At 65.9% G+C, this 25,527-nt stretch carries 29 protein-coding genes and 1 tRNA gene; 12 read left to right on the top strand and 18 right to left on the bottom strand.

Annotated elements, in window-relative coordinates; all coding sequences use genetic code 11:
- Positions 1–139: 139 nt before the first annotated feature.
- The gene (locus tag ACNI3Q_RS09790; protein WP_260022029.1) at positions 140–592 is read left to right on the top strand and encodes a universal stress protein; all 453 of its coding nucleotides are present in this window, start codon (positions 140–142) and stop codon (positions 590–592) included.
- An 81-nt stretch (positions 593–673) separates the two neighbouring features.
- Complete coding sequence (locus ACNI3Q_RS09785) at positions 674–1,972, top strand: M28 family peptidase (RefSeq protein WP_426276199.1); 1,299 nt, start codon at positions 674–676, stop codon at positions 1,970–1,972.
- Positions 1,973–2,066: 94 nt separating this feature from the next.
- Here the strand turns inward: ACNI3Q_RS09785 and ACNI3Q_RS09780 are convergent, their stop codons facing one another.
- Entirely contained in the window at positions 2,067–2,996 is a 930-nt protein-coding gene (locus ACNI3Q_RS09780) for an RcnB family protein (RefSeq protein WP_426276197.1), read from the bottom strand.
- Between the two features lie 126 nt (positions 2,997–3,122).
- Positions 3,123–3,605, bottom strand: a complete 483-nt coding sequence (locus tag ACNI3Q_RS09775; RefSeq protein WP_426276195.1) for a GAF domain-containing protein — start codon at positions 3,603–3,605, stop codon at positions 3,123–3,125.
- Between the two features lie 120 nt (positions 3,606–3,725).
- On the opposite strand from ACNI3Q_RS09775, the gene ACNI3Q_RS09770 reads away from it, so the two are divergent.
- Positions 3,726–4,313, top strand: coding sequence for a manganese efflux pump MntP (locus ACNI3Q_RS09770; RefSeq protein ID WP_426276193.1), 588 nt, complete (start codon positions 3,726–3,728; stop codon positions 4,311–4,313).
- A 4-nt stretch (positions 4,314–4,317) separates the two neighbouring features.
- Here the strand turns inward: ACNI3Q_RS09770 and ACNI3Q_RS09765 are convergent, their stop codons facing one another.
- The 3 genes from ACNI3Q_RS09765 to folK form a co-directional block, all read right to left on the bottom strand.
- Positions 4,318–4,941: a DUF1349 domain-containing protein gene (locus tag ACNI3Q_RS09765; RefSeq protein WP_426276191.1), complete on the bottom strand. Its 624-nt coding sequence runs from the start codon at positions 4,939–4,941 to the stop codon at positions 4,318–4,320.
- A gap of 82 nt (positions 4,942–5,023) precedes the next feature.
- Positions 5,024–5,099: transfer RNA gene (locus tag ACNI3Q_RS09760), tRNA-Lys, on the bottom strand.
- Between the two features lie 40 nt (positions 5,100–5,139).
- On the bottom strand, positions 5,140–5,598 hold the full coding sequence (gene folK / locus ACNI3Q_RS09755) for a 2-amino-4-hydroxy-6-hydroxymethyldihydropteridine diphosphokinase (RefSeq protein ID WP_426276189.1): 459 nt from the start codon (positions 5,596–5,598) through the stop codon (positions 5,140–5,142).
- A gap of 24 nt (positions 5,599–5,622) precedes the next feature.
- Here folK and ACNI3Q_RS09750 point away from each other — a divergent pair, with 24 nt between their 5' ends.
- Entirely contained in the window at positions 5,623–6,294 is a 672-nt protein-coding gene (locus tag ACNI3Q_RS09750; protein ID WP_426276187.1) for a uracil-DNA glycosylase, read from the top strand.
- Between the two features lie 189 nt (positions 6,295–6,483).
- Here the strand turns inward: ACNI3Q_RS09750 and ACNI3Q_RS09745 are convergent, their stop codons facing one another.
- Genes ACNI3Q_RS09745 through ACNI3Q_RS09730 form a run of 4 tightly spaced genes read right to left on the bottom strand, consistent with a single transcriptional unit; the run spans position 6,484 to position 10,464 of the window.
- Positions 6,484–6,921, bottom strand: a complete 438-nt coding sequence (locus ACNI3Q_RS09745) for a VOC family protein (protein WP_426276185.1) — start codon at positions 6,919–6,921, stop codon at positions 6,484–6,486.
- Positions 6,921–7,769, bottom strand: a complete 849-nt coding sequence (gene aguB, locus ACNI3Q_RS09740) for an N-carbamoylputrescine amidase (protein ID WP_426276183.1) — start codon at positions 7,767–7,769, stop codon at positions 6,921–6,923. Before aguB ends, ACNI3Q_RS09745 begins: the two co-directional genes overlap by 1 nt.
- A gap of 19 nt (positions 7,770–7,788) precedes the next feature.
- Complete coding sequence (locus ACNI3Q_RS09735) at positions 7,789–8,772, bottom strand: agmatine deiminase family protein (RefSeq protein WP_426276181.1); 984 nt, start codon at positions 8,770–8,772, stop codon at positions 7,789–7,791.
- Positions 8,773–8,829: 57 nt separating this feature from the next.
- Positions 8,830–10,464 carry a M28 family peptidase gene (locus ACNI3Q_RS09730; protein WP_426276179.1) on the bottom strand — a complete coding sequence of 545 codons (1,635 nt, stop codon included), beginning with the start codon at positions 10,462–10,464 and terminating at the stop codon, positions 8,830–8,832.
- Positions 10,465–10,707: 243 nt separating this feature from the next.
- Between ACNI3Q_RS09730 and ACNI3Q_RS09725 the strand changes: the two genes are divergently transcribed.
- A complete protein-coding gene (locus ACNI3Q_RS09725; protein ID WP_426276178.1) occupies positions 10,708–12,708 on the top strand; it encodes an alpha/beta hydrolase family protein in 2,001 nt (666 codons plus the stop codon).
- 35 nt (positions 12,709–12,743) lie between these two features.
- Here ACNI3Q_RS09725 and ACNI3Q_RS09720 read toward each other — a convergent pair whose 3' ends face one another.
- Complete coding sequence (locus ACNI3Q_RS09720) at positions 12,744–13,718, bottom strand: TauD/TfdA family dioxygenase (RefSeq protein WP_426276176.1); 975 nt, start codon at positions 13,716–13,718, stop codon at positions 12,744–12,746.
- Positions 13,719–13,776: 58 nt separating this feature from the next.
- On the opposite strand from ACNI3Q_RS09720, the gene ACNI3Q_RS09715 reads away from it, so the two are divergent.
- Complete coding sequence (locus ACNI3Q_RS09715) at positions 13,777–14,823, top strand: hypothetical protein (protein WP_426276174.1); 1,047 nt, start codon at positions 13,777–13,779, stop codon at positions 14,821–14,823.
- Positions 14,824–14,898: 75 nt separating this feature from the next.
- On the opposite strand, the gene rpsD is transcribed toward ACNI3Q_RS09715, so the two are convergent.
- Complete coding sequence (rpsD, locus tag ACNI3Q_RS09710; protein WP_260022011.1) at positions 14,899–15,513, bottom strand: 30S ribosomal protein S4; 615 nt, start codon at positions 15,511–15,513, stop codon at positions 14,899–14,901.
- A gap of 207 nt (positions 15,514–15,720) precedes the next feature.
- Between rpsD and ACNI3Q_RS09705 the strand changes: the two genes are divergently transcribed.
- Positions 15,721–16,029: a chorismate mutase gene (locus tag ACNI3Q_RS09705; RefSeq protein WP_426276171.1), complete on the top strand. Its 309-nt coding sequence runs from the start codon at positions 15,721–15,723 to the stop codon at positions 16,027–16,029.
- Here the strand turns inward: ACNI3Q_RS09705 and ACNI3Q_RS09700 are convergent.
- From ACNI3Q_RS09700 to glyA, 3 genes are all read right to left on the bottom strand, one after another.
- Complete coding sequence (locus ACNI3Q_RS09700) at positions 16,026–16,751, bottom strand: RNA methyltransferase (protein WP_426276169.1); 726 nt, start codon at positions 16,749–16,751, stop codon at positions 16,026–16,028. The two genes, ACNI3Q_RS09705 and ACNI3Q_RS09700, sit on opposite strands and share 4 nt — an antisense overlap.
- Positions 16,748–17,209 (bottom strand): transcriptional regulator NrdR, encoded by a 462-nt coding sequence (gene nrdR / locus ACNI3Q_RS09695; RefSeq protein ID WP_260022008.1) that lies wholly within the window; start codon positions 17,207–17,209, stop codon positions 16,748–16,750. The genes ACNI3Q_RS09700 and nrdR overlap by 4 nt, the downstream gene beginning before the upstream one ends.
- A gap of 122 nt (positions 17,210–17,331) precedes the next feature.
- Complete coding sequence (gene glyA, locus ACNI3Q_RS09690) at positions 17,332–18,654, bottom strand: serine hydroxymethyltransferase (RefSeq protein ID WP_426276166.1); 1,323 nt, start codon at positions 18,652–18,654, stop codon at positions 17,332–17,334.
- A gap of 136 nt (positions 18,655–18,790) precedes the next feature.
- Between glyA and ACNI3Q_RS09685 the strand changes: the two genes are divergently transcribed.
- Complete coding sequence (locus ACNI3Q_RS09685; protein ID WP_426276164.1) at positions 18,791–19,279, top strand: DUF3429 domain-containing protein; 489 nt, start codon at positions 18,791–18,793, stop codon at positions 19,277–19,279.
- Between the two features lie 153 nt (positions 19,280–19,432).
- Here the strand turns inward: ACNI3Q_RS09685 and rpiB are convergent, their stop codons facing one another.
- Positions 19,433–19,876, bottom strand: a complete 444-nt coding sequence (gene rpiB, locus ACNI3Q_RS09680) for a ribose 5-phosphate isomerase B (RefSeq protein WP_426276162.1) — start codon at positions 19,874–19,876, stop codon at positions 19,433–19,435.
- Between the two features lie 90 nt (positions 19,877–19,966).
- On the opposite strand from rpiB, the gene ACNI3Q_RS09675 reads away from it, so the two are divergent.
- From ACNI3Q_RS09675 to ACNI3Q_RS09660, 4 genes are all read left to right on the top strand, one after another.
- Positions 19,967–20,425 carry a hypothetical protein gene (locus ACNI3Q_RS09675; RefSeq protein WP_426276160.1) on the top strand — a complete coding sequence of 153 codons (459 nt, stop codon included), beginning with the start codon at positions 19,967–19,969 and terminating at the stop codon, positions 20,423–20,425.
- A 142-nt stretch (positions 20,426–20,567) separates the two neighbouring features.
- Positions 20,568–21,803: a BtaA family protein gene (locus ACNI3Q_RS09670; protein ID WP_426276158.1), complete on the top strand. Its 1,236-nt coding sequence runs from the start codon at positions 20,568–20,570 to the stop codon at positions 21,801–21,803.
- On the top strand, positions 21,800–22,459 hold the full coding sequence (locus ACNI3Q_RS09665) for a class I SAM-dependent methyltransferase (RefSeq protein ID WP_426276156.1): 660 nt from the start codon (positions 21,800–21,802) through the stop codon (positions 22,457–22,459). Before ACNI3Q_RS09670 ends, ACNI3Q_RS09665 begins: the two co-directional genes overlap by 4 nt.
- The gene (locus tag ACNI3Q_RS09660; protein ID WP_426276154.1) at positions 22,456–22,905 is read left to right on the top strand and encodes an AAC(3)-I family aminoglycoside N-acetyltransferase; all 450 of its coding nucleotides are present in this window, start codon (positions 22,456–22,458) and stop codon (positions 22,903–22,905) included. The genes ACNI3Q_RS09665 and ACNI3Q_RS09660 overlap by 4 nt, the downstream gene beginning before the upstream one ends.
- Here ACNI3Q_RS09660 and ACNI3Q_RS09655 read toward each other — a convergent pair.
- From ACNI3Q_RS09655 to ACNI3Q_RS09645, 3 genes are all read right to left on the bottom strand, one after another.
- Complete coding sequence (locus ACNI3Q_RS09655; RefSeq protein WP_426276152.1) at positions 22,902–23,669, bottom strand: exonuclease domain-containing protein; 768 nt, start codon at positions 23,667–23,669, stop codon at positions 22,902–22,904. The two genes, ACNI3Q_RS09660 and ACNI3Q_RS09655, sit on opposite strands and share 4 nt — an antisense overlap.
- 103 nt (positions 23,670–23,772) lie before the next feature.
- Complete coding sequence (gene pgmG / locus ACNI3Q_RS09650; protein WP_426276150.1) at positions 23,773–25,155, bottom strand: phosphoglucomutase/phosphomannomutase PgmG; 1,383 nt, start codon at positions 25,153–25,155, stop codon at positions 23,773–23,775.
- Positions 25,156–25,215: 60 nt separating this feature from the next.
- Positions 25,216–25,527: a J domain-containing protein gene (locus ACNI3Q_RS09645; protein ID WP_426276148.1), complete on the bottom strand. Its 312-nt coding sequence runs from the start codon at positions 25,525–25,527 to the stop codon at positions 25,216–25,218.

Here is a 25,527-nt window from a genome sequence, read left to right as displayed (position 1 = left end):
TCCCGTTACTGGTCCGATGAATGGCCCTCCTTTGCCGCCAGCACCGGCAGGGTCAAGCCCGCCCCTTGCGAAGCAACGGTCGAGGCGTCACCTTTCATTCGTATTCGGGCGCCGTCGTCCGGCTGGGGGAGGATGATCGGTGCGGACCTATCTGGTGGTGGTGGATGAAAGCGCAGAGGCGGAGATCGCCCTGCGTTTCGCCGCGCGCCGTGCCGTCAAGACGGGCGGCCATGTCGAGATCCTGACGCTGATTCCCAAGCCGGATTTCGTCCAGTGGGGCGGCGTGATGGCGCAGATCGAGGCAGAGGCGCGGGAACGGGCAGAGGCGTTGGTCACCGCGGCGGCGGGAACGTTGCTGGCCGAATCGGGGCTGAGCCCGACGATCATCGTGCGCGAGGGCGACGGGGCCAAGGCGGTGCGGGAGACGATTGCCGGCAATCCCGAAATCGCCGCGCTGGTGCTGGGCGCGGCGGCAGAGGGTGCGCCCGGCCCGCTGGTCACGCTGTTCGCGGCCGAAGCGGGGACGCTGGGCGTGCCGGTGATGATCGTTCCCGGCAGCCTGAGCCACGAGGCGCTCGACCGGCTGAGCTGATCGACCGCCTGAGCGGATGGTGCCGGGGATACGGCCCTTTAGCCCCTTGAGCGATTCGTTTTTTCGCGCCACGTTCAGGCGATGCGCACCCTGATGATCGCTTCGCTGCTGCTGACCGCAGCCCATCCCGCCCTGGCGCAGGACGCGCCGTCGCCCGCCCGGTTGAAGGCGGATGTGGAAAAGCTGGTTTCGTTCGGCACGCGGCATACCCTGTCCGATCCGGATCATCCGACGCGGGGCATCGGCGCTGCCCGCCGCTGGTTCGCCAACGAACTGAACGCGATCAGCGAGAAGTGCGGCGGGTGCATCACCGTCAGCAACATCGCCCGCACCTTTACCGGCCCGCGCGTGCCGAACGGCGCCAATGTCGTCGACGTGCTGGGGTTCCAGGCGGGCGAGGAGAACAAGCGCGTCGTCATCATCATGGGTCATATCGACAGCCGCGTGTCGGACGTGATGGACGCGACCAGCGATGCGCCGGGGGCCAATGACGATGCGTCGGGCACCGCGCTGGTGCTGGAAACCGCGCGCATCCTGTCCAAGGAGAAGTTCAAGGCGACGATCATCTATGCCGCGCTGTCGGGCGAGGAACAGGGCCTGCTGGGCGGGCAGCTGCTGGCCGAAACGGCGCAGGCGGCGGGATGGGAAGTGTCGGCCGTGCTGAACAACGACATCGTCGGCAATACGGTGGGCCAGAATGGCGTGCGCGTAGCCGACCGGGTTCGCGTCTTTTCCGAGGGAATCCGCCAGATCGAGACGATCGACGAGCAAAAGGCCCGGCGCGGCAATGGCGGCGAGGATGACGGGCCGAGCCGGTCGCTGGCCAAGGGCATCGACCGGATGGCAGCGAAGATCCCCGGCGCGCTGGACGTGTTCGTCGTGCGCCGCCCGGACCGGTTCGGGCGCGGCGGCGACCATGAGGCGTTCCTGCGCCTTGGCTATCCCGCCATCCGCTTTTCCGTGGCGGCCGAAAATTACGACCAGCAGCATCAGGACCTGCGGACCGAGGGCGGCCGTGAATATGGCGACACCATCGACAAGATGGATTTCCCCTATCTGGCGAAGGTGACGGCGCTGAATGTCGCTGCCGCGCGCCAGTTCGCATCGGCGCCGGCCATTCCCAAGAATGTGGCGATCGAAGGGGCGCTGGCGACGGATACCACGGTCAGCTGGCAAGCCGTGCCAGGCGCGGCGAAATACCGCGTCCACTGGCGGCGCAACGACGCGCAGGACTGGACCGATCATCGCGACGTGACGGGGACGTCGACGGTGCTGAAGGATATCGTGGTCGACGATTATTTCGTCGGCGTGTCCGCGCTGAGCGCCGATGGTGCGGAAAGCGTGGTCAGCTTTGCCGGGCGGGCGCCGCGCCGACCCTGACCCGGCCGCGCCTTGGCGCCCCGGCAACGCGCATCACGGCAAACGGCGCAGCTTCCCCCGAAGCCGCGCCGTCCGCTCCCCCCGGAACCGGGAATTACTTGCCCTTGGTCCGATAGACCCGCTTGAACGTCTTGGGCGGCGCATCGGAGCGATAGGTGCGCTCTTCGACCATCACGGCCGGATGCGGGCGTTCGCTCTCTACCCCGACGACCATCTGGGTTTCGATCACCGGCGGATAATACCAGCCATCGGCGACATAGCCTTCCTGAACGATGCGGGTGCGCTTGGCCCCGATCGGCCCGAACACTTCGCCGCCATAGCGCCATTCGCCATCGGCGGGGCCGGCATGGTGCGGGCCGCCATGATGGGGTCCGGGGCCGCCATGGCCGGGCGTGTCATAGGGTGCGCCGGGGCCGCGATCGTCGCGGCGGCCATCCTCTGCCGCGTCGATGGCCGCACCGGCCAGCGCGCCAAGGCCTGCGCCGATCAGCGTGCCGCCCAGGCGATTGCCGCGCCCGGCGATCAGATTGCCGGCAACGCCGCCAACCACTGCACCGGCCACCGCGCCTTCGACATTGCTGTCCCGGCGGTCGCTGGCGGCATAGCGGTCGTAATAATCGCCGTCATAGGGCGCGCCGCCGTCTGCCACCGGGCCGTCATACCGGTTCCAGTCGACATCGCGCACGGCGTCGGAAACGCGGCCATGATCGTCGACCAGCACGGCATCGTCGTAATAGCGGACCCAGGTATGGCCGCGCGGCGGCGCGGAAAAGCGATAGCGCGGCCAGTCGCGGATCACGAATTGCGGGGCCACCCAATAGCTGGGCAGGACAAAGCCGCGCACGGGGGCGACATAGCCGCCCCAGCCGCCCGGGGCATGGACGCCGCCATGCCACCGGCCATTGACCATCCCGCCCCAGCGATGATGCCCCCCGCCCCGATGGCCCGCAACGGATTGCGCCTCTGCCGGCGCAGCGGCGGCCAGCATCGCCAGCACGGCGGCGGAAATCGGGATCAGGCGCATCGGCATTTCCTTACGGCTGGACACCGGGCGCAAAGGGCGCGCGGCATCATGGTTGACAGGGAATTTACCAGCTTGCCCCGCGCCGTGGAAACGATGCTTGTTGGTTAAGGACTGTCCCGTTCCGGGTCAGCCGATGCGGGCGGCCAGGATGCGGGCCAGCGCCTCGCACCCCGCCTGATCCTGTGCATCGAACCGGTCGGGCAAGGGGCTGTCCAGATCCAGCACGGCAAGGACGCGGTCGCCCGACACGATCGGCACGACCAGTTCGGACCGGCTGTCCGCATCGCAGGCGATATGCCCGGGAAAGGCATGGACGTCGGGAACCAGCTGCGTTTCCCGCGTTGCCGCCGCCGCGCCGCACACGCCGCGCCCGAACGGAATGCGGATGCAGGCGGCCTTGCCCTGAAACGGGCCGAGCACAAGCTCGTCCTTCACGTTGCGATAGAAACCGGCCCAGTTGAGATCGGGCAGCACCTGCCAGATCAGGGCGGCAGCATTGGCCATGTTGGCAATGCCGTCCGGTTCGTCGGCGGTCAGCGCATCCAGCGCATCGGCCAGCGCGGCATACATGGCGGGTTTGTCGGCGGAATCGATGTCAAAGCTGTACATGACCCGCCATGTAGCGATCGCCGGGCCGTTGCGGGAGGGGTTGCGTGACATCGCCCCCGTGGGTTAGCCGACCCGCGTTGCGCCATCCGCAGGGCGGCACGCCAGAGGAACCCGGACCTGATGACGCCCCTTTCCATCACGCTGCTGTCGTTCAGCATGTCCGCCGACGCCTTTGCCGCATCGGTGGGGCGCGGGGCGGCCAGCCGGCCCAGCCTGACGGCGGCGCTGCGCGGCGGGTTGGTGTTCGGCGTGGTGGAGGCGATTACGCCGCTGATCGGATGGACGCTCGGCCTGATCGCCGCCGGGTGGGTGGAGGCGGTGGATCACTGGATCGCGTTCGGCCTGTTGGCGCTGGTCGGCGGGCACATGATCCTTCAATCCTTTGGTGCCGAAGAGGGCGACGCCAGCGACACCGCGCCGCGATCCGCCCCGATTCGGGCCAGCGGCGCGATGGCGCTGATCGCGACGGCCATCGGCACCAGCATCGATGCAGCGGCGATCGGGGTCGGCCTGGCATTTATCGGCGTCAATATCTGGCTGATCGCGGCATCCATCGGGATGACCACTTTCGCGATGACGACCATCGGCCTGTATCTGGGCGGATCGGTGGGCACCCGGCTGGGCAAGCGGGTCGAACTGCTGGGCGGCGTGATGCTGATCGGCATCGGCCTGTTCATCCTGGCCGATCACACCGGCTGGATCGCCTGACCGGTCAGCCCTTTGCCGGTTCGATGGCCAGCGACCGGAACCGGACGTCAAAGCCCCCACCCTCCGGCGCGGCCGCCATCACGCCGACGTCAAGCACCGGCGCAGCGGTCAGATGCCCCTGCCGCACCTCGCGCCAGGTCTTACCATCCGCGCTCCAGCTATAGGTAAAGGCCGATCCCTTGCGCGCCAGCCGGAACCACAGGTCGTTCGGGCTGGCATCGATGGGGAAACCGGACCAGTCGGAAAAATCGCGGGTGAACACCGCGCTGACGGTGGCCGCGCCGTCCACCCGTTCCACCCCGCATTTCAGCCAGGTTTCCGCGTCCAGCCGCACCATTAGCCCCGCCTGATCATATTGCGCGGCATAATCGCCGACGACATTGACCGTCGCCACGAAATCGCCGGTCACCCGTCGGCTGCGGAAATGGCCGTTGTCGGTGATGTAGCCGAAATAGGTCTTTCGCCAGAAATCGGTCTTTGGCTCCGCCCGCATCATCAGCACGCCGGCGTCTTCGCGCCAGACGCGCGGCGGATTGAGCCAGCCGTCCGCATCCGCCCCCTGCGCAGCGGCCCGCGTCGGCATCAACGCCGCCCCGCTCATCGCCGCCAGCACCATCCGCCTGTCCATCGCATCCTCCCGGCTCCTGATCATCGCCGGACAGGAATATGCCGTGATCTGCGACGACGACAAGCGATGAGGAGGAAAAGGATGGTGGGTCCGCCGGGATTCGAACCCGGGACCTCTCGATTAAAAGTCGCTTGCTCTACCGACTGAGCTACGGACCCCAACCATCGGCGACGCACCTAAGCGCAGAGCGGCGGGGCGTCAACCGAGCCGGGCAAGAAGGTGGCGCATGGTCAGCCCGGTCAGCGGATCGCGCGCATCGGGGATCAGCGCCGCCAGCGGCCGCAGCACGAAATCGCGGGTGCGAAACTGCGGATGCGGCACGATCAGGCCGGGCGAGGCCCAGGGACCGGCCGACCACCATATGATGTCCAGATCGATGGGGCGCGCCGCCCAGCGTTGGCCGCGCCGCCGCCCGAACGCGGCCTCCACGCGCTTTAGCCGGGCGAGCAGCTCTGGCGGGCTTTCCTGTGTATCGATCAGGACGGCAGTGTTCGCAAAACGCCGGATCGACGGGCCGATGGGCGGCGTTTCGATGACCGGCGCAGTCGCATCGATGCTGCCCAGCGCACGGATGGCAGCGGCCACCATCGCCCGCGGGCCACCATGGCGGCCCGGGCGGTTTGAACCAATGGCCACGGCATAGCTTGTCTTTACCACCCGCTCCCCCTAGCCGACGAGGCCATGTTTCCAACCTCTCCGCTGCCCGAAACCGAACCGCCGCACAACTGCCCGCGCTGTCCGCGGCTGGTCGATTATCGCGAGGCGTGCCGCGCCGAATATCCCGGCTGGTGGAATGCCCCGGTGCAGGCGTTCGGCGATCCCGATGCATGGCTGGTCATTGTCGGCCTGGCACCGGGCAAGCATGGCGCGAACCGCACCGGGCGGCCGTTCACCGGCGATTATGCCGGGGACCTGCTGTTCGCCACGCTGGCCAAATTCGGCCTGAGCGAGGGGGAGTATGCCAGCCGCATCGACGACGGCCTGACCCTGAATGGCGCGATGATCGTCAATTCGGTCAAATGCCTGCCGCCGCAGAACAAGCCGACGCCAGAGGAAATCCGCGCCTGTCGTCCGTTCCTGGACGGTCAGGTCGCGGCATTGCCGAATGCGCGGGTGTTCATCGCGCTGGGCCAGATCGCGCATCAATCGGCGGTCAAGGTGCTGGGCGGCAAATTGCCCAAGGCCAAATTCGGGCATCTGGCCGAACACCGGATGCCGGATGGCCGGATGCTGATCGACAGCTATCATTGCAGCCGGTACAATACGAATACCGGGCGACTGACGGCGGAAATGTTCGAGGCGGTGTTCGCCCGCGCGCTCGCGATCCGGGACGCTCGAGCCAATCCACACTAAAGTGATGCGGTGCAACCTGCCTTGCGCCTCCGCTCATCCTGAGCCTGTCGAAGGATGCGCCGCTACAGGTCGGCTGTTGGACACGTCCTTCGACAGGCTCAGGACGAGCGGCCTCAGGATTCAGGATTAGCGCGCTCGGGGATCATGCCGTATCTCTGAGGCCCCGCTCCCGCCCCGGTCAGCAACCGCTCACTCCGCCGCCTGATGCAGGGCGATGCGGTTGCCCTCGCTATCCTCGATCTCCGCCACCCGGCCCAGTTCGGCCAGATCCTTGGGCGGATACAGGATGGCTGCACCCGCCGCCGTTGCACGAGCCAGTGTCGCGTCCAGATCATCGACACTGAAATACAGGATCGGCCCGGCCTTGGCCGGCACATAGACATCGCCCTTGACCAGCGCACCGCTGGCGCCCGGTGCGCCGTTCGCGGCGGGGAACAGGGCCATCGGATAGCCATCGATGGTCGCCCGTTCGAAATCGGTGCCGAGCACGCGGGTGTAGAAGGCGACGGCGCGGTCCATGTCGCTGACCGGTACCTCGAAATAGCTTACCGGGTTCATCGGCCGCACTCCCCCGAATTGGCACCCCGCCAGCGCAAGGAGCAGCGCGGGCAGGGCAGCCGCCCGCATCAGATATCCTGAACCAGCCGCCCGTACAGTTCCGGCCGGCGATCGCGGAAAAAGCCGAAGGCGGCGCGGTGGCGGCGGGCGAGATCAAGGTCGAGCGTCGCGGTAATCACGCCCTCTTCCTCACGGTCCAGTTCGGCCAGGATGTCGCCGCGTTCATCAGTAATGAAGCTGGTGCCATAAAAGGTCTGGCCATGCTCCGTCCCCACCCGGTTGGCGGCGACGACCGGCACGACGTTGGACACCGCATGGCCGACCATCGCGCGGCGCCACAGCCGGGCGGTATCCAGGCTGTCGTCATGCGGCTCCGATCCGATCGCGGTCGGATAGAACAGGATTTCCGCGCCCATCAGCATCATCGCGCGGGCGGTTTCGGGATACCATTGATCCCAGCAGACACCGACGCCCAGCGTCGTCTGTGGCCCCTTCCACACTTTGAACCCCGTATTGCCGGGGCGGAAATAGAATTTCTCCTCATATCCCGGACCGTCGGGGATGTGGCTCTTGCGATAAATCCCCTGCACCCGGCCATCGGGATCGATCATCGCCAGCGAGTTGTAATGGTGCGGCCCGTCGCGTTCGAAAAAGCTGGTCGGAATCCAGATTTTCAGATCAGCGGCCAGCGCCTGCATGGCCAGCACCGCCTTGTGCTCGTCCACCGGCTTTGCATTGGCGAACAGCCCCTCATCCTCGACGCGGCAGAAATATTCGCCCTCGAACAGTTCGGGCGGCAGGACGACCTGAGCGCCCCGCCCTGCGGCTTCGCGCACCAGGCGGGTGACATTGGCAATGTTGGTATCGATGTCCGGCCCGAAGCCAAGCTGAAGGGCGGCAACGCTAATCTGGGTCATGGGATGCTCCGGTGCCGGATCAACGGCTTGGGATTTGCTGGCTGATGCAGTGGAAACTGCCGCCGCCGGTCAGGATATGGTCGGCCCGCTGGCCGATCACGCGGCGGCCGGGGAACAGCGCACCGATCGCATCGACCGCGGCATCGTCATTGGGCTGTCCATAGAGCGGGACGACCACGGCGGCATTGCCGATATAGAAGTTCATGTAGCTGGCCGGGATGATCTGCTCATCCTCGTCCAGCACCCGGCCCGGCGACGGGATGCGGACCAGATCGACGCCGCCCGCGCGGGCCGCATCCGCCGCCATCTGGTACACACGCCAGTTGGGATCGTTTTCCGCCGCTTCGGGAATGGCCAGCCGGTTTTCGCCGACAAAGCGGGCCAGATTGTCGACATGGCCGTCGGTATGGTCGTTCAGCAGCCCCTCCCCCAGCCACAGGAAGCGCGTGAAGCCGAGATCGGCGGTCAGCCGCGCCTCGATATCCCACTGCGACAGGCCGGGGTTCCGGTTGGGATTGAGCAGGCACTGCTCGGTAGTGACAAGCAGGCCAGTGCCATCGCCGTCGATTGCACCCCCTTCCAGCACCCAGTCATGCCGGATCGCGTTGAAATGGCGCCGGGCCGCCAGCCGCTGACCGATCGTGTCGTCCCCCGGCAGGTCGTATTTGCCGCCCCAGCCATTGAAGCCGAACGCATGGGCATGATGATCCCCGCCGATGATCGGGCCGGTATCGCGCAGCCAGATGTCGCCGAACGGTTCGACGACCACCTGGGCAAACCGCCCCGCCATCGCCTGGGCCGCGCGGCCCGCCTCTTCATCGGCGGCGACCAGGATCACCATTTCCCCCGCGCCGTCGGCATGGACGGATTCGGCAAAGGTGGCGACCTCTTCCCGCGCGGGTTCAAGGTCCTCGACCCACAGTTCGGGGTGGCTCGGGAAACCGATCCAGACGGCGTCGTGATGCGCCCATTCTGCGGGCGGCGGAGGCGGAGGCGTTGTCATGCGCCGCCATATAGGGGCGAACGGCGACGCGGGGGAGAGGGAGTTTGAACTCGCGCGCTACTTCGCTCCGGCCCGGCTCTTGTCCCGCACTGCCCTGAACTCCGCGGTCGGATACCAGTTGGGCCAGGCGTCGCCATCGGCCAGCTGGCGGCCGAGCCGGTAATAGAGCGTCAGGTCGGCGACCGCCCCGTCCCAGTTCCACGACGGATCATATTCGTCCTGCGGCTTGTGATAGCGTTTTTCGACATAATCATTGGCGGCGGCAGCACCCGCCTGCACCCCGCCGTCGAACAGGTCCTCGCCGCTTTCACCATACAGCATCGGCACGCCCAGCTTGGCGAAGCTGAAATGGTCGGACCGGTAATAATAGCCCTTTTCCGGGCTGGGTTCGGGCCGGATCACGCGGCCTGCGCCCTCGACAATCGGTTTCACCAGATCCTCAAGCTGCGACTTGCCGACGCCGACCAGCACGAAATCGCGCGCCCGGCCGTTGATGTTCAGCCCGTCCATGTTGACCCCGCCCACCGTCTTTGCCAGCGGATAGACCGGGTTTTCGGCATAGTATTTCGATCCCAGCAAGCCGGATTCCTCGGCCGTGACGGCCAGGAACACCATGCTGCGCCGCGCCGGTCCCGCCTTGGCATGGGCGCTGGCCAGTTCGATCAGACCCGCCGTCCCGGTGGCGTTGTCCAGCGCGCCGTTGCAGATATCGTCACCGTCCACTGCATCGCAGCGGCCCAGATGGTCCCAATGGGCGGTATAAAGGACATAGTCGTCCGGCGCGGCCGTGCCTGGCAGGATGCCGATGACGTTGCGCGACGCCTGACGCTTGATCGTCTGATCGAACTGCGTGCTTGCCTTCAGCCCCAGCGGCACTGCCTTGAACCCCTTTTGCCGCGCAGCAGCGGCCAGCGCCCCGAAATCCTTGCCCGCGCTGGCGAACAGGCGCTTTGCCGCATCCAGCTGGACCCAGCCGATGACGCTGCTTTCGTCCAGATTTTCGTCGCCCGGATCCTGGATCAGCTGCGGCCCGGTCCAGCTGGACTGCACCACGCCCCAGCCATAGGCGGCCGGTTCGGTATCATGGACGATGATCGCCGCTGCCGCGCCCTGCCGCGCCGCTTCCTCATACTTATAGGTCCAGCGGCCGTAATAGGTCATCGCCCGGCCACCGAACGGCCCGTCCAGCGTCGTGCTTTCCCAATCGGGATCGTTGATCAGGATGACGACCGTCTTTCCCTTTACATCCACTCCGGCATAATCGTTCCAGCCGCGTTCGGGGGCGTTGATGCCATAGCCGACGAACACGACCTCGCTGTCCTTTACTGACACGGTCGGCACCACGCGATAGGTGCCGATGACGGCATCGGTGCGATAGGCAAAGGACAGTGGCGTGCGGCCGCCCGAAATCGTCAGCGGCTGGACATTGGCGGCCGTCAGTTCGACCAGCGGCACGTCCTGCGTCCATTCGCCCTTGTTGCCCGGTTGCAGGCCCGCGGCCTTCATCCGTTCGATCAGATAGGCGACCGTCTTTTCCTCACCCGCCGTGGTCGGGGCCCGCCCCTCGAACGCATCCGACGCCAGCGTCTGCGTCATCTCCTTCAGCGCATCGGCGGAAATGGCGGGCGCTTCCTGTGCGTGAAGCGGCGAGACGGTGATGGCAGCAAGACTGGCAGCGATCGCAAGACGCATGAAACTCTCCCGCAGAAATGGCGTGCCGCAATGCTGGCATCGGCGGCGGCCGGGGGCAATGGGCATGACGGAAAACACCGTTGCGAACGGGCAAGGGCGGCTGCATCGCGAGCCAACCGATTGAACCGGCGCGGTTTCCGCATCTCCGGATCGTTCATTCCGGGACGGATTGTGTCTTGTCTGTCAGGTCATGTTGATCCAGCATCCCATCCCTGGGGTTATTACGTAGATGGGGCGTTTGGAATGACGGGGACGTGGAACGCGGCGTGGATTGCGGCCGCCGGGGTTGTGGCATTGGCGGGCGCACCGGCCCATGGACAGGACAGCGCGGGCGATGCCGCCATGTTCGGTGCGCGCGAATCGATCGAACAGGCCAGCCTGTCGCCCGATGGTCAGCGGCTTGCCTATCTGTCGGCCGATACTGGCCAGGGATCGCGGCTGATGATCCACGATCTGACCAAACCGGACGTCATGCCGCAAACAGCGCTTGTCGCCGACGGCAATCCGCATCGCGTTTCGTCCTGCCGCTGGACCGGGCGGACGCGCCTGATGTGCTCGATCTACTATGCAACCAAGCTGGACGACGATGCTGTCTATGGCTCGCGCATGATCGCCGTGGATGCCGATGGCGGCAACCTGAAGGTGATGGATGTGAAACGCGGCGCGGGCGATCGCCTTGGCCCCGCGCTCTATGGCGGCAGCGTCATCGACTGGAATCCGGATCAGGAGGGCCAGGTGCTGATGACCCGGAACTATATTCCGGAAATTCGCACCGGTGGCACTCGGCTGGCCCAGACCAAGAGCGGCCTGGGCGTTGATCGGGTCAACACGATGACGATGGCAACCACCGTCGTGGTCCAGCCCGACGACGAGGCAAATGAATATATTTCCGACGGCTATGGAGCCGTGCGGATCAAGGGGATCCGCAAGGTCAGCGACGCCACGGGCTATGCTCAGGAGGAGCGGCGCTATTTCCATCGCGGTCCCGACGGCGGCAACTGGCAATTGCTCAGCACGATCACGGCGACCGAGCGGGGGTTCGATCCCTATTCCATCGATCGGGAACTCAATGTCGCCTATGGCCTGAAACCACTTGATGGTCGCATGGCCGCCTATACCAAGGCACTGGATGGCACCGGCGCTGAAACGCTGGTCTTTGCGCATCCGCAGGTCGATGTTGCCGGCTTCATCCGTGTCGGCCGGCGCGGGCGGGTGATCGGCGTGCGGTATGTGACCGATCAGGCGCAGGCGCATTATTTCGACAAGGACATCGCATCGATGACCCAAGCCTTGTCCAAGGCCATCCCAAGCCTGCCGTTGATTCGGGTGGTCGATACCAGCGAAGATGAAACGAAGCTGCTCGTCTGGGCCGGCAGCGACATCGATCCGGGCCGCTATTATCTATTTGACCGCACGGCAAAGAGCCTGAACGAACTCGCGCTGGTGCGACCGGCATTGGAAAACCGGCCGCTGGGCGCGATGAAGGCAGTCAGCTATGCCACGCGCGACGGCGTCACCGTTCCCGGCTATCTGACCCTTCCGCCAGGCAAGACCGATGCAAAAGGGTTGCCCGCCATCGTGATGCCGCACGGCGGGCCCGGATCGCGCGACGAGTGGGGATTTGACTGGATGGTCCAATTCTATGCCGCGCGGGGCTATGCCGTGCTGCAGCCCAATTTCCGCGGCTCGGCCGGATATGGCGATGCGTGGTTTCGAAAGAACGGGTTCCAGAATTGGCAGACGGCGATCAACGACATCGCCGATGGCGCGCGGTGGGTGGTGGGCCAGGGCGCCGATGCTTCTAGAATGGCGGTCGTCGGCTGGTCCTATGGCGGCTATGCGGCGCTGCAATCCGCGGCTGTCGAACCTGACCTGTTCAAGGCGGTGGTGGCCATCGCCCCTGTGACCGACCTGGAACGGTTGAAGGAGGATCGCCGCAACTGGTCCGACTATAATCTGGTGAGCAGCTTCGTCGGCACCGGCCCGCACATCGCGGCGGGATCGCCTGCCCGCCGTGCGGCGGAAATCAAGTCACCGGTGCTGATGTTTCACGGCGATTTCGACCGCAACGTCGATGTTGGCCATGCCCGCCTGATGCAGACGCGACTGGAATCGGCGGGCAAGACATCCGAACTGGTCATCTTCAAGGACCGCGACCATTATATCGAGGACAGCGCGATGCGGACCGAGATGCTGGTGAAAAGCGCCGCGTTGTTTGATCGGGCCTTTGCCAAATCCAAGTAGCGGACGGGGCACAACAGCCCCGCCGCCAATCCCTGTCAGACGCCTGGCCCTTGCGCAGGTCCTGCATGCGGAGGGCGGAAATGGGCCCGTCGCCAGGGGGCGTGATCGCGTTCCCACGGATCGACGGGCGCATCGTCCAGATACCCGAAAAAGCTGGCGATCAGGCGGCGTTCGGGATCGGCGATTGCCGTGCGCCCGTGCATGAAGCGGCTGTTGTCCAGCATCAGCAGGTCGCCCGCCTGCCAGGCGACGGCAACCGTCAGCCGCTTTGCCGTCGCGCGAATGATGTTCAGCCAGGCATCGGGAAACGGCGTCCCGTCGTCCAGCAGGGGAAACCGGTCGAGCATCAGATAATCCCGCGCGAACAGCAGGAAATTGCCGAACGCCAGCGCATCGGTGAACATCGGCCGATGCAGCACAGGGCGAATGAAAATCTGGACAATGCCGTGGGACGTCCGCCGAAAGCGATAGGGCACGTGAACCGGCGGCGATTCCAGCAGCGCATCCGCAGGATCCTCGCTGCCCAGCCAATAGCGCAGCACCGCCGGATTTGCCGGGCGGATATGGACCAGCCGCCGCCGGGCCAGCGCCTCCACCAGATCGGCCGGCAATGCGCGGACCAGCGCCACGCCATCGCAGATCGTGGTCATGCCGCCCTGCCCCGCCGGCACCAGGCAGTGAAAGAAACAGCAATCGGGTTTCCAGGGTTCACGCGACAATTCGGGATGCAGCGGAAACGGATCGCCGCCACCGTTCACCGTCTGAATATTCGGTTCAGCGCGCAGCAGCAGCCGGTCGGGGCTTTCGTTGAAGACGGAGGTAGAACAGAAGCGCGCGGCAAACCGATGAAACCCGTCAAGATCGGCCGGAAATCCGCGAAACAGCAAGGCGCCGTGATCGCGGTACAGGCCCGCCACCCATTCGCGGTCAAGCGCATCGAACGAAGCATCGTCACCGGCATGGATGACGGCCAGCGGATCATCGGATGATGGGCGTGTCAGAAATGCCATGCTATTGCTCGCTCACCCCGCCCGTATAGGCGCGATCCGCATGCGGAAGGAAGCATCCATGACCGCCGTCAGCCCGGTTCCCCTGGACCAGCTGCTTGCCAGCCCGGACCATCATGGTCATGCCATTGACGGTTCGGACATGCTGTTCGCGCGGATGTCCCGCACCCATTACGCGGAATCGATCTTTCTGGATCAGCGGATTGTCCGCGCCGTGCAGGATAATGTGCGTGTGCCACTGTCGATGCTGGGCCAGATGGCTTCGGCGCCCCCCCTGCCGGCCACGTGGATTTTTCACATGGCGCATTGCGGATCGACGCTGCTGGCGCGGGCGCTGGACCGGCCCGACGGTCCACTGGTGCTGCGCGAGCCGGTGCCGCTGCGTCAGATTGCGGCTGCCCTTGCCCAGCAACCGGCCGATCCACGACCGCTAGCCGCCCTGTATCGCATCGCCGCCGCGCTCGCCAGCCGACGCTATCGGCCCGACTGGCCCACGATCATCAAGGCGAATGTGCCCGTCAATTTCGCGATCGATCCATTGCTGGACAGTGCGGGCAGCCAGGCGGTGTTTCTCTATTTCCCGCTTGAACCCTATCTGGCGGCGGTCCTGCGCAGTGACGGGCACCGGCAATGGGTGGGCAGGATCTCCGAAGAGCTGAAACCGGCGATCGAAGCCAGCGCGGGGCCATTGGACGGCCTGGATCCGGTCGGCCGTGCGGCGATCCTGTGGCTGGCACAGACGCGCCGCTTCATCGCCGCCATGGATCGCTATCCGGCAAGCTGGTCGCTGGATGCGGGGTCGCTGACGGCCCAGCCTGGCGCGACGCTGGATGCGCTGGCCGATCGGCTTGGTCTTGACTGGATGGCCGGTCAGGGGCGGGCGATTGCCGAGGGGCCGCTGTTTTCGACCTATTCGAAAAAGGATGGCGTCCGTTTCGACGATGCCATGCGCCGGGCGCGCGAGGCGGCGGTGCTGGACCACCTGGGCGACGCCATCCCCCGCGCACGGGCGCTGATCGCCGAGCGGACGGCGGGCAATCCCCTGCCGGACGCGATGCCGCGGCCTGTCCACGGCACGGCGGCTCCGCTGATGGCGCAGAGCCGCTGATCCACAAAAAAGGGGGCGGTCCGCGTGGAACCGCCCCCCGTTTTTCCGTTCAGCCGGATGGTCCGGCCGATCCGATCAGCGCGAATAGAATTCGACGACCAGGTTCGGTTCCATCTTCACCGGATAGGGCACTTCGTCCAGCGTCGGGACGCGGGTAAAGGTGACCTTGGCATTGCCATCCGGGGCGACGTAATCGGGAATGTCGCGCTCGGCCAGGCCCTGCGCTTCCAGCACCAGGGCCATTTCCTTGGCCTTGCTGCCCAGCGTGATTTCCTCGCCCGGCTTCACGCGGCGCGACGCGATGTTGCACTTCACGCCGTTGACGCGGACGTGGCCATGGCTGACCAGCTGGCGCGCGGCGAAGATCGTCGGCGCGAACTTGGCGCGGTACACGATCATGTCCAGACGCTGTTCCAGCAGGCCGATCAGGTTCTGGCCGGTATCGCCCTTCAGCCGCGACGCTTCCTCATAGGTGCGCTTGAACTGCTTTTCGGTGATGTCGCCATAATAGCCCTTCAGCTTCTGCTTGGCGCGCAGCTGGATGCCGAAATCCGACATCTTGCCCTTGCGACGCTGGCCGTGCTGACCGGGGCCATATTCCCGCTTGTTCACCGGGCTCTTCGGACGACCCCAGATGTTTTCGCCCATCCGGCGGTCGAGCTTGTACTTGGCGCTCTGGCGCTTCGACATATCAAATCCTTTGCAACTTCGAACGACGTTGGCAGGTGCCCATGGGGCGCCCGCCGCAATCCCGGTCTTCGCCTGTTTCCGGACAAACCAGAGCAGGGCCACCGCTTCACCGGGGATACGGGGCCGATTGCGAAGGCGCGCGGTTAGCCGCCGGGTCGTCCGGAGTCAAGCTGGACAGGCGCGCCCGGCCCGCCTAACCGCGATTCCATGAGCGAGCCGCTGTCCCCCACCCGATGCACCACCATGGCAGAGGTCCGCGCCGGCGTGGACGCGCTTGACCGTCAGCTGGTCGCCCTGCTGGCCACCCGTTTCGGCTATATGGACGCGGCCGCCCGGATCAAGCCGGAGCGGACGATGGTGCGGGACGAGGCGCGCAAGGTCGCGGTCATCGCCAATGCGCGGGCCGAGGCGGAGCGGCTGGGCGCCCCCGCCGACCGGATCGCCGCGCTATGGGAAATGCTGGTGGAAAGCTCGATCGCGCACGAGCTGGAGCGATTTGACGCCAGCCGTTCCTAACGCTGGCGCGGGCGGGCAAGGGTGCTGAGCACGCCGCGCATCGTCCGCACCTCCATCGCATTCCACGCCGGTTTGGTCAGCAGGCCGCGCAAGGTCCGCCGGGTCACGTCCGTCCGCTCCGGCGGATGGAAATAGCCCGCCGGCATCAGCATCCCCTCAAGCTGTTCGATCAGCCCTTCCAGCTCGCCCTGCGGCGCGGGGGGATCAAGGTCGGTCGCCGTCGGCTGAGCCAGCGCCACGCCCTTTGACCATTCATAGGCGCACAGGATCACCGCCTGGGCCAGGTTCAGCGATCCGAAGTCCGGATTGATCGGCACGGTCAGGATGGTGCGGGCCAGCGCCACATCGTCGGTTTCCAGCCCGGACCGTTCCGGCCCGAACAGATAGGCCGAGCGCCCCGGCCCGGCATGGATCGCGCGCGCCGCCTGTTCCGGCGTCACCACCGGCTTGGTCACGCCGCGCTTGCGCACCGTGGTGGCATAGACATGGGTGCAATCGGCCACCGCATCGGCCACGCTGTCGAACACCCGCGCCTGTTCCAGCACGATATCAGCGCCCGATGCCGCCGGGCCGGCAGCCGGATTGGGCCAGCCATCGCGGGGCGTGACCAGCCGCATCTCGGTCAGCCCGAAATTAAGCATAGCCCGTGCCGCCTTGCCGATATTCTCGCCCAGTTGCGGGCGGACCAGCACGATGACGGGGGGTGGAACGGTATCGCTCACGCCTTGCCCACCTCGGTCACGGAACCGGCAAATTCCTCGAAATCGCGGGCCTCGCGGAAATCCTTATAGACGCTGGCAAATCGGATATAGGCAACGGAATCCAGCGTCTTCAGTCCTTCCATCACCAGTTCGCCGATGCGGGTCGAGGTTACTTCGCCCTCGCCCTGGGTTTCCAGCTGACGCTGGATCGAGCTGACCAACCGTTCAACCTGCGTGCCGTCGATCGGCCGCTTGCGGCAGGCGATCGAGATGGAGCGGACAAGCTTTTCCCGTTCGAACGGCTCGCGGCGCTCCTCGGACTTCAGCACGACCAGATCGCGCAGCTGGATCCGCTCGAACGTGGTGAAGCGGGCGCCGCATCCCTCGCACTGGCGGCGGCGGCGAATGGCCGTGCCGTCCTCGGTCGGGCGACTGTCCTTCACCTGGCTCGCCTCATGGGCGCAGAATGGGCAACGCATTATTGGATCCTGACGGGTGCGGTGCCGGCCCACTCCCCCTCCCGGCCACCCATATGATACTGCCGTTGGGTGGCCGGGAGGGGGAGTGGGCCGGCACCGAGCACGGGCGTTAGAGCTTCAAATCAACCATAAATCGGGAAACGGGCGCACAGTGCGCGGACGCGGGTTCGGACATCGGCCTCGACCGCCGGATCGCCGCCCTCGCCCTTGTTCTTCAGGCCGTCCAGCACATCGGCGACCATATGGCCGATTTCGCGGAATTCGGCGACGCCGAAGCCGCGCGTCGTCCCCGCTGGCGTGCCGACGCGGATGCCGCTGGTCTTGGCCGGCGGCAGCGGATCGTTGGGAATGCCGTTCTTGTTGCAGGTGATGCCCGCCCGCTCCAGCGCCTCGTCCGCATCCTTGCCGGTGACGCCCAGCGGACGCAGGTCAATGAGCGCCAGATGCGTGTCGGTGCCGCCCGCGATCACGTCGGCCCCCCGCTCCTTCAGCGTCGCGGCCAACACCTTGGCGTTTTCCACCACGGCACGGATATAGGTCTTGTAATCGGGCTGCAGCGCCTCGCCGAACGCCACCGCCTTGGCCGCGATGACGTGCATCAGCGGGCCGCCCTGCATGCCGGGGAACACCGCCGAATTGAACTTCTTGGCCAGCGTCTCGTCGTTGGTCAGGATCATGCCGCCGCGGGGCCCGCGCAGCGTCTTGTGCGTCGTCGTGGTGGCAACATGCGCATGGGGAAAGGGCGAGGGATGCTGACCCGCCGCCACGATGCCGCTGAAATGCGCCATGTCGACCATGAAGAACGCGCCCACCTTGTCCGCGATGGCGCGGAACCGGGCAAAGTCGATGACCCGGGGATAGGCGGAACCGCCCGCGATGATCAGCTTGGGCTGATGCTCGACGGCCAGCGCCTCGACCGCGTCGTAATCGATGAGGTGGGTGACCGGATCGACGCCATATTGAACGGCATTGAACCACTTGCCGCTCATCGCCGCCTTGGCACCATGGGTCAGGTGGCCGCCGGCATCCAGGCTCATGCCCAGGATCGTGTCGCCCGGCTTGACCAGCGCCAGCATCACCGCGCCGTTCGCCTGCGCCCCCGAATGCGGCTGCACATTGGCGAACCCGCAACCGAACAGTGCCTTTGCCCGCTCGATCGCCAGCGTTTCGACGGTGTCGGACGGGTGGCAGCCCTGATAGTAACGCTTGCCCGGATAGCCTTCGGCATATTTGTTGGTGAAGACCGACCCCTGCGCCTCCATTACCGCGCGGCTGACGATGTTTTCCGACGCGATCAGTTCGATCTGAGTCTGCTCGCGCTCCAGCTCGTCGGCGACACCGGCGAACACCTCGGCATCGGCATCGGCCAGCGACCGCGTGAAGAAACCGTCCGGCTGAACATCGGACAGGGACCGGGGGGACAGGGTCTGGGGCTGGGTGCTCATCGGCCGGGCCTCGAATCGGATGGGCGGCACGGGCATGAGCCGCCTTCATGCTTCGGCGCGCCATCTATCCGCTTGGCGCGCCGATTGCCACTGCCCATTATAGGGTACGCGCGATCAGCCGCACGAAAGGATTCCCATGGGCCGCATGACGCCGAACTTGCCCGCTCTGGACGGGATGCCCAGCGGGGCGAAATGGCTCGGCCTGGCCGGCCTGTTGCCGCAACTGGCCTGTGTGGCCGTGCTGGTTTCCGGCAATGTCGAATGGCGGTTTGCCGCGCTGGCCATCGCATGGCTCTATGCCGCGCTGATCCTCAGCTTTCTGGGCGGTACCTGGTGGGGGCTGGCTGCCCGGCAACAGGAACCATCAGCGGGGCTGTTCGCAATCGCGGTGGTCCCGTCCCTCGTTGCACTGGCGACCATCTGGCCGTGGCTGGTCGGCGATCCCTGGCCACAGCCGTCGCTGTTCCTGCTGGGACTGGTCATCTTGGCATCGCCGTTTGTCGATGCCTGGTTCTATCGCCAGCGACTGACGCCGGCATGGTGGATGGGCCTGCGCGTGCCGCTGTCCATCGGGCTTGGGCTGTCGACGATGATTGCCACCGGGTTCGGCACGCCCGTCGTCTGATCGTTACCCGCTTTCCGCCCACCCTCGCTCGCCCTGAGCCTATCGAAGGAGTTTTCCGACGGTCAATGCGCGCGGCCACATCGTTCGACAGGATCAGGATGAGCGCGGGGTGCCAGGTTTCATGTTTAAGATCCGACGGATGCGCCTTGCGGCTCAGCCCAGCACCCGGCCCAGCTTTTCGACGCGGCGGGCGTGGCGATCGCCGCCGAAATCCTGCGCCAGAAACGCCTCGATGCACGCCTTTGCCATGTCGAGGCCGGTCAGGCGGGCGCCCATGGCGATGACGTTGGCGTCATTATGTTCGCGGGCAAGGCGCGCCGACAGTGGCTCCGACACCAGCGCGCAGCGACAGGCCGGGTGGCGATTGACGGCGATGGAGATGCCGATGCCCGATCCGCACAGCGCGATGCCGCGATCCGCCCCGCCGCCGGCCAGGTGCTCGGCCAGAGCAAAGCCGTAATCCGGGTAATCCACGCTGTCCGTGCCGTGCGGCCCCAGATCCTCGACCGAATGGCCCTGCGTGCCGAGCCAGGCGACGAGCGCAGCCTTCAGATCGAGTGCGGCATGGTCGGATGCGATGGCAATGCGAAGGGTCATATGGGTCCTGCAGCGAAAGAATTGGGCCCGTCTAGGCCGTTCGAGCGTTCCGCGCTAGGCTGAACCCCATTGCTATGCCCGGAGATGACGATGCGCAATCTTGTTCCCGCCCTGCTGGTGCCGATCACCCTGACCCTGAGCGCGTGCGGAGGCGGCACGCAGACGCCCGGATCGACCAATGCCGCCGATGCCATGCCGAACGAGGTCATCGACCTGCCGGTCGAGGGGAATGACGCGATCGGCAATGAAAGCGCGGTCGCCAATGAATGGACCGGCCGCTGGATCGGTGTCGAGGGCACCTATGCCACCATCGTCCCGGACGAGGAGGTCGGCCCGGGTCATTACCGGATCAACATGAAATACGGACTGGATGACACCATGGCCGGCAATTATTCCGCCGTGGCCGAGGGCGAGACGCTGACCTTTACCCGCCCCGACGGGGATCAGGTGCTGAAGCGCGGCGACGGTGCGGCAACCGGCATGAAGTATCTGGCCGAAAAGAAGGACTGCATCGTCGTGAAGACGGGCGAAGGCTATTGCCGGGATTGATCCCGGCGGCTAGCCAACTGGGGATGAGGTGGCATGGACGGCCCGCAAGCGTCACATCGTTGACGCGGAACCGTCATATGCCGTGTCTAGGCGCGCGGAACTCCGCTATGGTGCGGCCGCCACCAGCCCCAGGGACTTATTGATGCGTTCGATTGCCAAGACGCCCAAGAACGAAGCGGTGCGCGGCGCCGTTCATCGCCACGATCACCTGTCCAAGGACGGGATCCTGGAACGCGCGTTCACCTTTGCCTTTCGCGGCCTTGTCTATGCGCAGATCTGGGAAGATCCGGTTGTCGACATGGAAGCGCTGGCCATCACGCGCGACAGCCATGTGATGACGATCGCGTCCGGCGGCTGCAACATGATGTCGTACCTGACCGCCGATCCGGCCCGGATCACGGTCGTCGACCTGAACCCCGCGCATATCGCGCTCAACAAGATGAAGCTGGTCGCGGCAAAGCATCTGCCCGATCAGGCGGCGTTCCACCGGTTTTTCGCCGATGCCGACTGGGCGGACAATCTGGACCTGTACCGCACCCATATCGCCCCCAATCTGGATGCGGACAGCCGCGCCTATTGGGAGGGGCGCGACATCCTGGGCCGCAAGCGGATCGGCGGATTTGCCAAGGGGTTTTACCGGCGCGGCCTGTTGGGCAATTTCATCGCGCTCGCCCATTTCCTGGCCAAGCTGTACGGCGTCGACCCGCGCGAGATCTTGGCCGCCAGGGATATGGCGGAACAGCAGCGCATTTTCGACACCCGGTTGAAGACCGTGTTCGACAAGCGGTTCATCCGCTGGCTGGTGGATCAGCCCGCCAGCCTGTTCGGCCTGGGCATCCCGCCCGCGCAGTATGAATCGCTCGCCAGCGACGACCCGCAGGGGATTCGCGCGGTGCTGATCGAACGGCTGCGCAAACTGGCCTGTGATTTCCCGCTGAAGGACAATTATTTCGCGTGGCAGGCGTTCAACCGCGGCTATGAAAAGACGCCGGATGCGTCGGTGCCCCCCTATCTTGAGGCCGCGAACTTCGACACGGTGCGCGCGCGTGCCGATCGGGTCGATGTGCGCCACATCAATATGGTGCATTTCCTGGAATCGCAGGGCGCGGGTTCGCTGGACCGGTATATCCTGCTCGATGCACAGGACTGGATGACCGACGAACAGCTGACCAAGCTGTGGAGCGAGATCACCCGCACCGCCAAGCCTGGCGCCCGCGTCCTGTTCCGCACCGCCGCCGCGCCCAGCCTGTTGCCCGGCCGCATTCCCGACGTGCTGCTCGACCAGTGGGACTATCGTGCCGAGGAGTCGCTGGATTACACCCGCCGCGACCGGTCGGCGATCTATGGCGGCGTTCACCTGTACGTCCTGAAGGCATGAACGATCACAGCCCGGCCGATCATGGCCGCCGCATGGATGCGATCTATGCCGCGCAGCGCCATATCTATGACCTGACACGCAAATATTACCTGCTGGGCCGCGACCGGATGCTGGACGCGCTGCGCCCCCCGCCCGGCGGCACGGTGCTGGAGGTCGGCTGCGGCACGGCGCGCAACCTGATCCTGGCCGCGCGGCGTTACCCCGATGCCCGCTGCCACGGGTTCGACATTTCGGCCGCGATGCTGGAAACCGCGCAGGCCAAGGTCGCCAAGGCAGGCCTGTCGGCCCGCATCGCGCTGGCCGAGGGGGATGCCACCCGGTTCGATCCGGCGGCGCTGTTCGCCCTGCCCGGCTTTGACCGCATCTTCATGAGCTATACCCTGTCGATGATCCCCGACTGGCAGGGCGCGATTGCGGAAGCGGCGCGCCGGTTGAACCCCGGCGGGGAATTGCACATCGTGGATTTCGGCCAGCAGGAACGCCTGCCCGCCCCTTTTCGCGCCGCGCTGTTCGCCTGGCTCGACAAGTTCCATGTGACACCGCGCGCCGACATGAAGGCGGCCGTCGAACGGATCGCGTCGGAACAGGGCATGACCGCCCGGTTTCAGCCCCTGTTCCGCGGCTATGCCTGGTCAGCGGTGATTGCCCGGCCGTGATCGTCCGCCGCCTTGGCACGGCGGATCTGGCCGCCATGCGGGCGATCAACGCGCTGTTTGCAAAGGCGTTCGGGGACGATGGCGGCGATGCCTATACCGATGCTCCGCCCAGCGACAGCTGGCTGGCCGAGCGCTTGGCCAGCCCCGATTTTATTGCGCTGGCTGCCATAGAGGACGGCCGGATCATCGGTGCCATAGCTGCCTATGTCCTGACCAAGTTCGAGGCGGAGCGGCGCGAGATTTATCTCTACGATCTTGCGGTAGCAGAGGATCGGCGGCGCCGGGGCGTGGCCACCGCGCTGATCAACGATCTGCGCAGCATTGCCCGGTCGATCGGTGCCTGGGTCGTTTATGTCCAGGCCGATCACCGTGACCCGCCGGCAGTGGCGCTATACGCCAAATTGGGCGAGCGCGAGGACGTTATGCACTTCGACATCGCGCCCTAGAGCAGCAGCCGTTCGACGCTTTCCGGGTCGGCGCCGATCGCGCCGCCATTGTTGCGCCGCTCCAGCTCCAACTTGGCGGTATAGCGCACATCCTCGTCCCGGTCGGTCAGATACCGGGCCAGCACCTCGTTTTCGAGCTCGCGCCAGTCGCGGCCGCGATCCGGACCATAGCGGACGCGCGGCAACAGGCCGGGCAGGTTCGACCATTCGACCAGCTGCGCCACGCTTGCCTCGTTCAGCATGTCGCGCAGGTGGAATGCGGTGACATAGGCGTCGGGAAAGGCGCGGTGCGCGGGCAGGCCGCGTTCATGCACCATGCCGTCCGGCTTTCGCCAGTATCGCAGCATCTGGTTGGAAAAGCCGGGGCTTTCCGGCCACAGCCGCATTGCGCATTTCCAAGTGCAGATCCAGTCGGCGGACCGGGTCAGCGCGGGCGTGCAGAACTGCTCCTCGAAACTCGCCCGGTGCGCAGCCAGCGCCAGCCGGCGGGGCCAGGGGTCGAGCACCTGCCGCGCAACATCGTGCCACCAGGGCGCATCCGCGACCTGTTCGTCCAGAATATGGTGCACTGCCTGGGTCACGGGCGGGATAGAGCGGCCGGGATTGACCAGCATCGAACCGCCGTCGCCCGACAGGTCCCAGCGGCCATCGGCGCCCAGCGCCACATCCTGCCAGCCGATTTCGATGACGGCATGGGTGGGCGGGGCGTTGCCGGTGGTTTCCAGGTCGATGACCCGGACAATCTGTGGCGTGGTACGCATCATCGACAAATGGGCCTTACCGCCCGCGATTGCCAGCAGAAAGCGTGCGCCAGGGTTCGACGACCGTGACCGCGACCCCGGTACCGGCCGGGGCCGCGGCACCGGATCAGTGCGCTGCCTGCGGCCCGCGCACGATCCCGCTGGCCGCCAGCTGTTCGTCGATCATCGCCATCAGCCGGTCCAGCCCGGCCTGATCCATCGATTCGGCACGGGCGACCAGCACGTCCTGCGTGTTGGACGCGCGCAGCAGCCACCAGCCATCGGGCGTGTTGACCCGCGCGCCATCGGTATCGTTGACGTTCGCGCCATCCGCCTTCAGCCGGGCGAGCACTTCGTCCACCACCGCGAACTTGCGCGATTCATCGACCTGAAACCGCATTTCGGGCGTGTTGACCATGGCCGGCATTTCGCTGCGCATCTGCGTCACCGACTTGCCGATCTTGCTTACCGCCTCGATCAGACGGACCGCAGCATATTGCGCATCGTCAAAGCCGTAGAAGCGATGGGCAAAGAAGATATGGCCCGACATTTCGCCGGCCAGCGGCGAACCGGTTTCCTTCATCTTGGTCTTAACCAGGCTGTGCCCGGTCTTCCACATCAGCGGCTGGCCGCCCAGTTCGGCGATCCGGTCATACAGGGCCTGGCTGGCCTTGACGTCCGCGATGATCGTCGCGCCGGGAACATCGGCCAGGACGGCTTCGGCCAGAATGGACAGAAGCTGATCGCCCCAGATCACGCGGCCCTGCCCGTCGATCGCGCCGATCCGGTCGCCATCGCCGTCAAAGGCCAGTCCGAAATCGAGCTGCTTTTCCGCGACCAGCGCCTTCAGATCGGCAAGGTTCTTTTCCTCGGTGGGATCGGGATGATGATTGGGGAACGTGCCGTCGATATCGGTGAACAGCGTGAAATGCTCGCCGGGCAGCTTGGCGACCAGCTTTTCGATCACGGTGCCCGCCGCCCCGTTTCCGGCGTCCCAGCCGATGCGGAACCCCTTGCCGTCGAAATCCTCGACCAGCCGGTCGACATAGGCATCCAGGATATCGGCGTCGGTCACCTCGCCCGTGCCGTCTTCCCAATCGCCCTCGGCCGCCATCCGGCCCAGCGTCTGGATGTCGGCACCGAAAAACGGCTTGTGCTGAAACACCATCTTGAAGCCATTGTAGTCGGCGGGATTATGGCTGCCGGTTATCTGGATGCCGCCATCCACCTCTAGCGTCGCTTCGGCGTAATAGAGCATCGGCGTGGGGCCCAGGCCGACGCGCACGACGTCGACGCCGCTGGCGGTCAGGCCATCGACCAGCGCGGCCTCCAGCATCGGCGAGGACAGGCGGCCATCGCGGCCCACCGCAACGCGCGTGCCGCCGGCGCGGCGGATCAGCGTGGCGAAACCGCGCCCGATCGCACGGGCATCCGCCTCGCCCAGCGTTTTTCCGACAATGCCGCGAATGTCATATTCGCGAAGGCTGGTCGGGTTGAATTGATGAGTCATTCGGATCTCCCCTGCCGATAGGCGGTGCGGCCGGACCTATTGCCGCAGTGCAACAAACGTTCAAGACCTGATTTGTTTCAGCAACATGTCGCGCGCCGCATTAACCCTTCGGGTCAACTCGGCCGACCCGCCCCGGTCGGGATGGACCGCAGCGATCAACCGGCGATGCGCGGCGCGAATCTCCGCCTCGTCCGCCGTCGCTGCCACGCCCAGCACCGCGCGCGCCTCTGCCACGTCGTCGTTGATCGCGGCGGGGGGGCGCGGCGGGCGCGATGGCGCCTTGCGGAACCGGTCCTGCCGCACGACCGGCAGCCGCCACAGCCACCATCCGGCATAGGCGACCGCCAGCGCGATCAGGAGTTTCCAGATCAT

Origin of the sequence: Sphingomonas eleionomae (genome assembly GCF_049889035.1) — a bacterium.
Lineage (GTDB): Bacteria > Pseudomonadota > Alphaproteobacteria > Sphingomonadales > Sphingomonadaceae > Sphingomonas.
The sequence above is the reverse complement of the archived record's forward strand: the minus strand, read 5'-3'. Positions and strand labels throughout refer to the sequence as shown.

Bases quoted from the DNA above. Each gene is read 5' to 3' on its own strand.
- ACNI3Q_RS09785 (WP_426276199.1), top strand. From the start codon at position 674: ATGCGCACCCTGATGATCGCTTCGCTGCTGCTGACCGCAGCCCATCCC.
- ACNI3Q_RS09780 (WP_426276197.1), bottom strand. From the start codon at position 2,996: ATGCGCCTGATCCCGATTTCCGCCGCCGTGCTGGCGATGCTGGCCGCC.
- ACNI3Q_RS09775 (WP_426276195.1), bottom strand. From the start codon at position 3,605: ATGTACAGCTTTGACATCGATTCCGCCGACAAACCCGCCATGTATGCC.
- ACNI3Q_RS09770 (WP_426276193.1), top strand. From the start codon at position 3,726: ATGACGCCCCTTTCCATCACGCTGCTGTCGTTCAGCATGTCCGCCGAC.
- ACNI3Q_RS09765 (WP_426276191.1), bottom strand. From the start codon at position 4,941: ATGGACAGGCGGATGGTGCTGGCGGCGATGAGCGGGGCGGCGTTGATG.
- ACNI3Q_RS09750 (WP_426276187.1), top strand. From the start codon at position 5,623: ATGTTTCCAACCTCTCCGCTGCCCGAAACCGAACCGCCGCACAACTGC.
- ACNI3Q_RS09745 (WP_426276185.1), bottom strand. From the start codon at position 6,921: ATGCGGGCGGCTGCCCTGCCCGCGCTGCTCCTTGCGCTGGCGGGGTGC.
- aguB (WP_426276183.1), bottom strand. From the start codon at position 7,769: ATGACCCAGATTAGCGTTGCCGCCCTTCAGCTTGGCTTCGGGCCGGAC.
- ACNI3Q_RS09735 (WP_426276181.1), bottom strand. From the start codon at position 8,772: ATGACAACGCCTCCGCCTCCGCCGCCCGCAGAATGGGCGCATCACGAC.
- ACNI3Q_RS09730 (WP_426276179.1), bottom strand. From the start codon at position 10,464: ATGCGTCTTGCGATCGCTGCCAGTCTTGCTGCCATCACCGTCTCGCCG.
- ACNI3Q_RS09725 (WP_426276178.1), top strand. From the start codon at position 10,708: ATGACGGGGACGTGGAACGCGGCGTGGATTGCGGCCGCCGGGGTTGTG.
- ACNI3Q_RS09720 (WP_426276176.1), bottom strand. From the start codon at position 13,718: ATGGCATTTCTGACACGCCCATCATCCGATGATCCGCTGGCCGTCATC.
- ACNI3Q_RS09715 (WP_426276174.1), top strand. From the start codon at position 13,777: ATGACCGCCGTCAGCCCGGTTCCCCTGGACCAGCTGCTTGCCAGCCCG.
- rpsD (WP_260022011.1), bottom strand. From the start codon at position 15,513: ATGTCGAAGCGCCAGAGCGCCAAGTACAAGCTCGACCGCCGGATGGGC.
- ACNI3Q_RS09705 (WP_426276171.1), top strand. From the start codon at position 15,721: ATGAGCGAGCCGCTGTCCCCCACCCGATGCACCACCATGGCAGAGGTC.
- nrdR (WP_260022008.1), bottom strand. From the start codon at position 17,209: ATGCGTTGCCCATTCTGCGCCCATGAGGCGAGCCAGGTGAAGGACAGT.
- glyA (WP_426276166.1), bottom strand. From the start codon at position 18,654: ATGAGCACCCAGCCCCAGACCCTGTCCCCCCGGTCCCTGTCCGATGTT.
- ACNI3Q_RS09685 (WP_426276164.1), top strand. From the start codon at position 18,791: ATGGGCCGCATGACGCCGAACTTGCCCGCTCTGGACGGGATGCCCAGC.
- rpiB (WP_426276162.1), bottom strand. From the start codon at position 19,876: ATGACCCTTCGCATTGCCATCGCATCCGACCATGCCGCACTCGATCTG.
- ACNI3Q_RS09675 (WP_426276160.1), top strand. From the start codon at position 19,967: ATGCGCAATCTTGTTCCCGCCCTGCTGGTGCCGATCACCCTGACCCTG.
- ACNI3Q_RS09670 (WP_426276158.1), top strand. From the start codon at position 20,568: ATGCGTTCGATTGCCAAGACGCCCAAGAACGAAGCGGTGCGCGGCGCC.
- ACNI3Q_RS09665 (WP_426276156.1), top strand. From the start codon at position 21,800: ATGAACGATCACAGCCCGGCCGATCATGGCCGCCGCATGGATGCGATC.
- ACNI3Q_RS09655 (WP_426276152.1), bottom strand. From the start codon at position 23,669: ATGATGCGTACCACGCCACAGATTGTCCGGGTCATCGACCTGGAAACC.
- pgmG (WP_426276150.1), bottom strand. From the start codon at position 25,155: ATGACTCATCAATTCAACCCGACCAGCCTTCGCGAATATGACATTCGC.
- ACNI3Q_RS09645 (WP_426276148.1), bottom strand. From the start codon at position 25,527: ATGATCTGGAAACTCCTGATCGCGCTGGCGGTCGCCTATGCCGGATGG.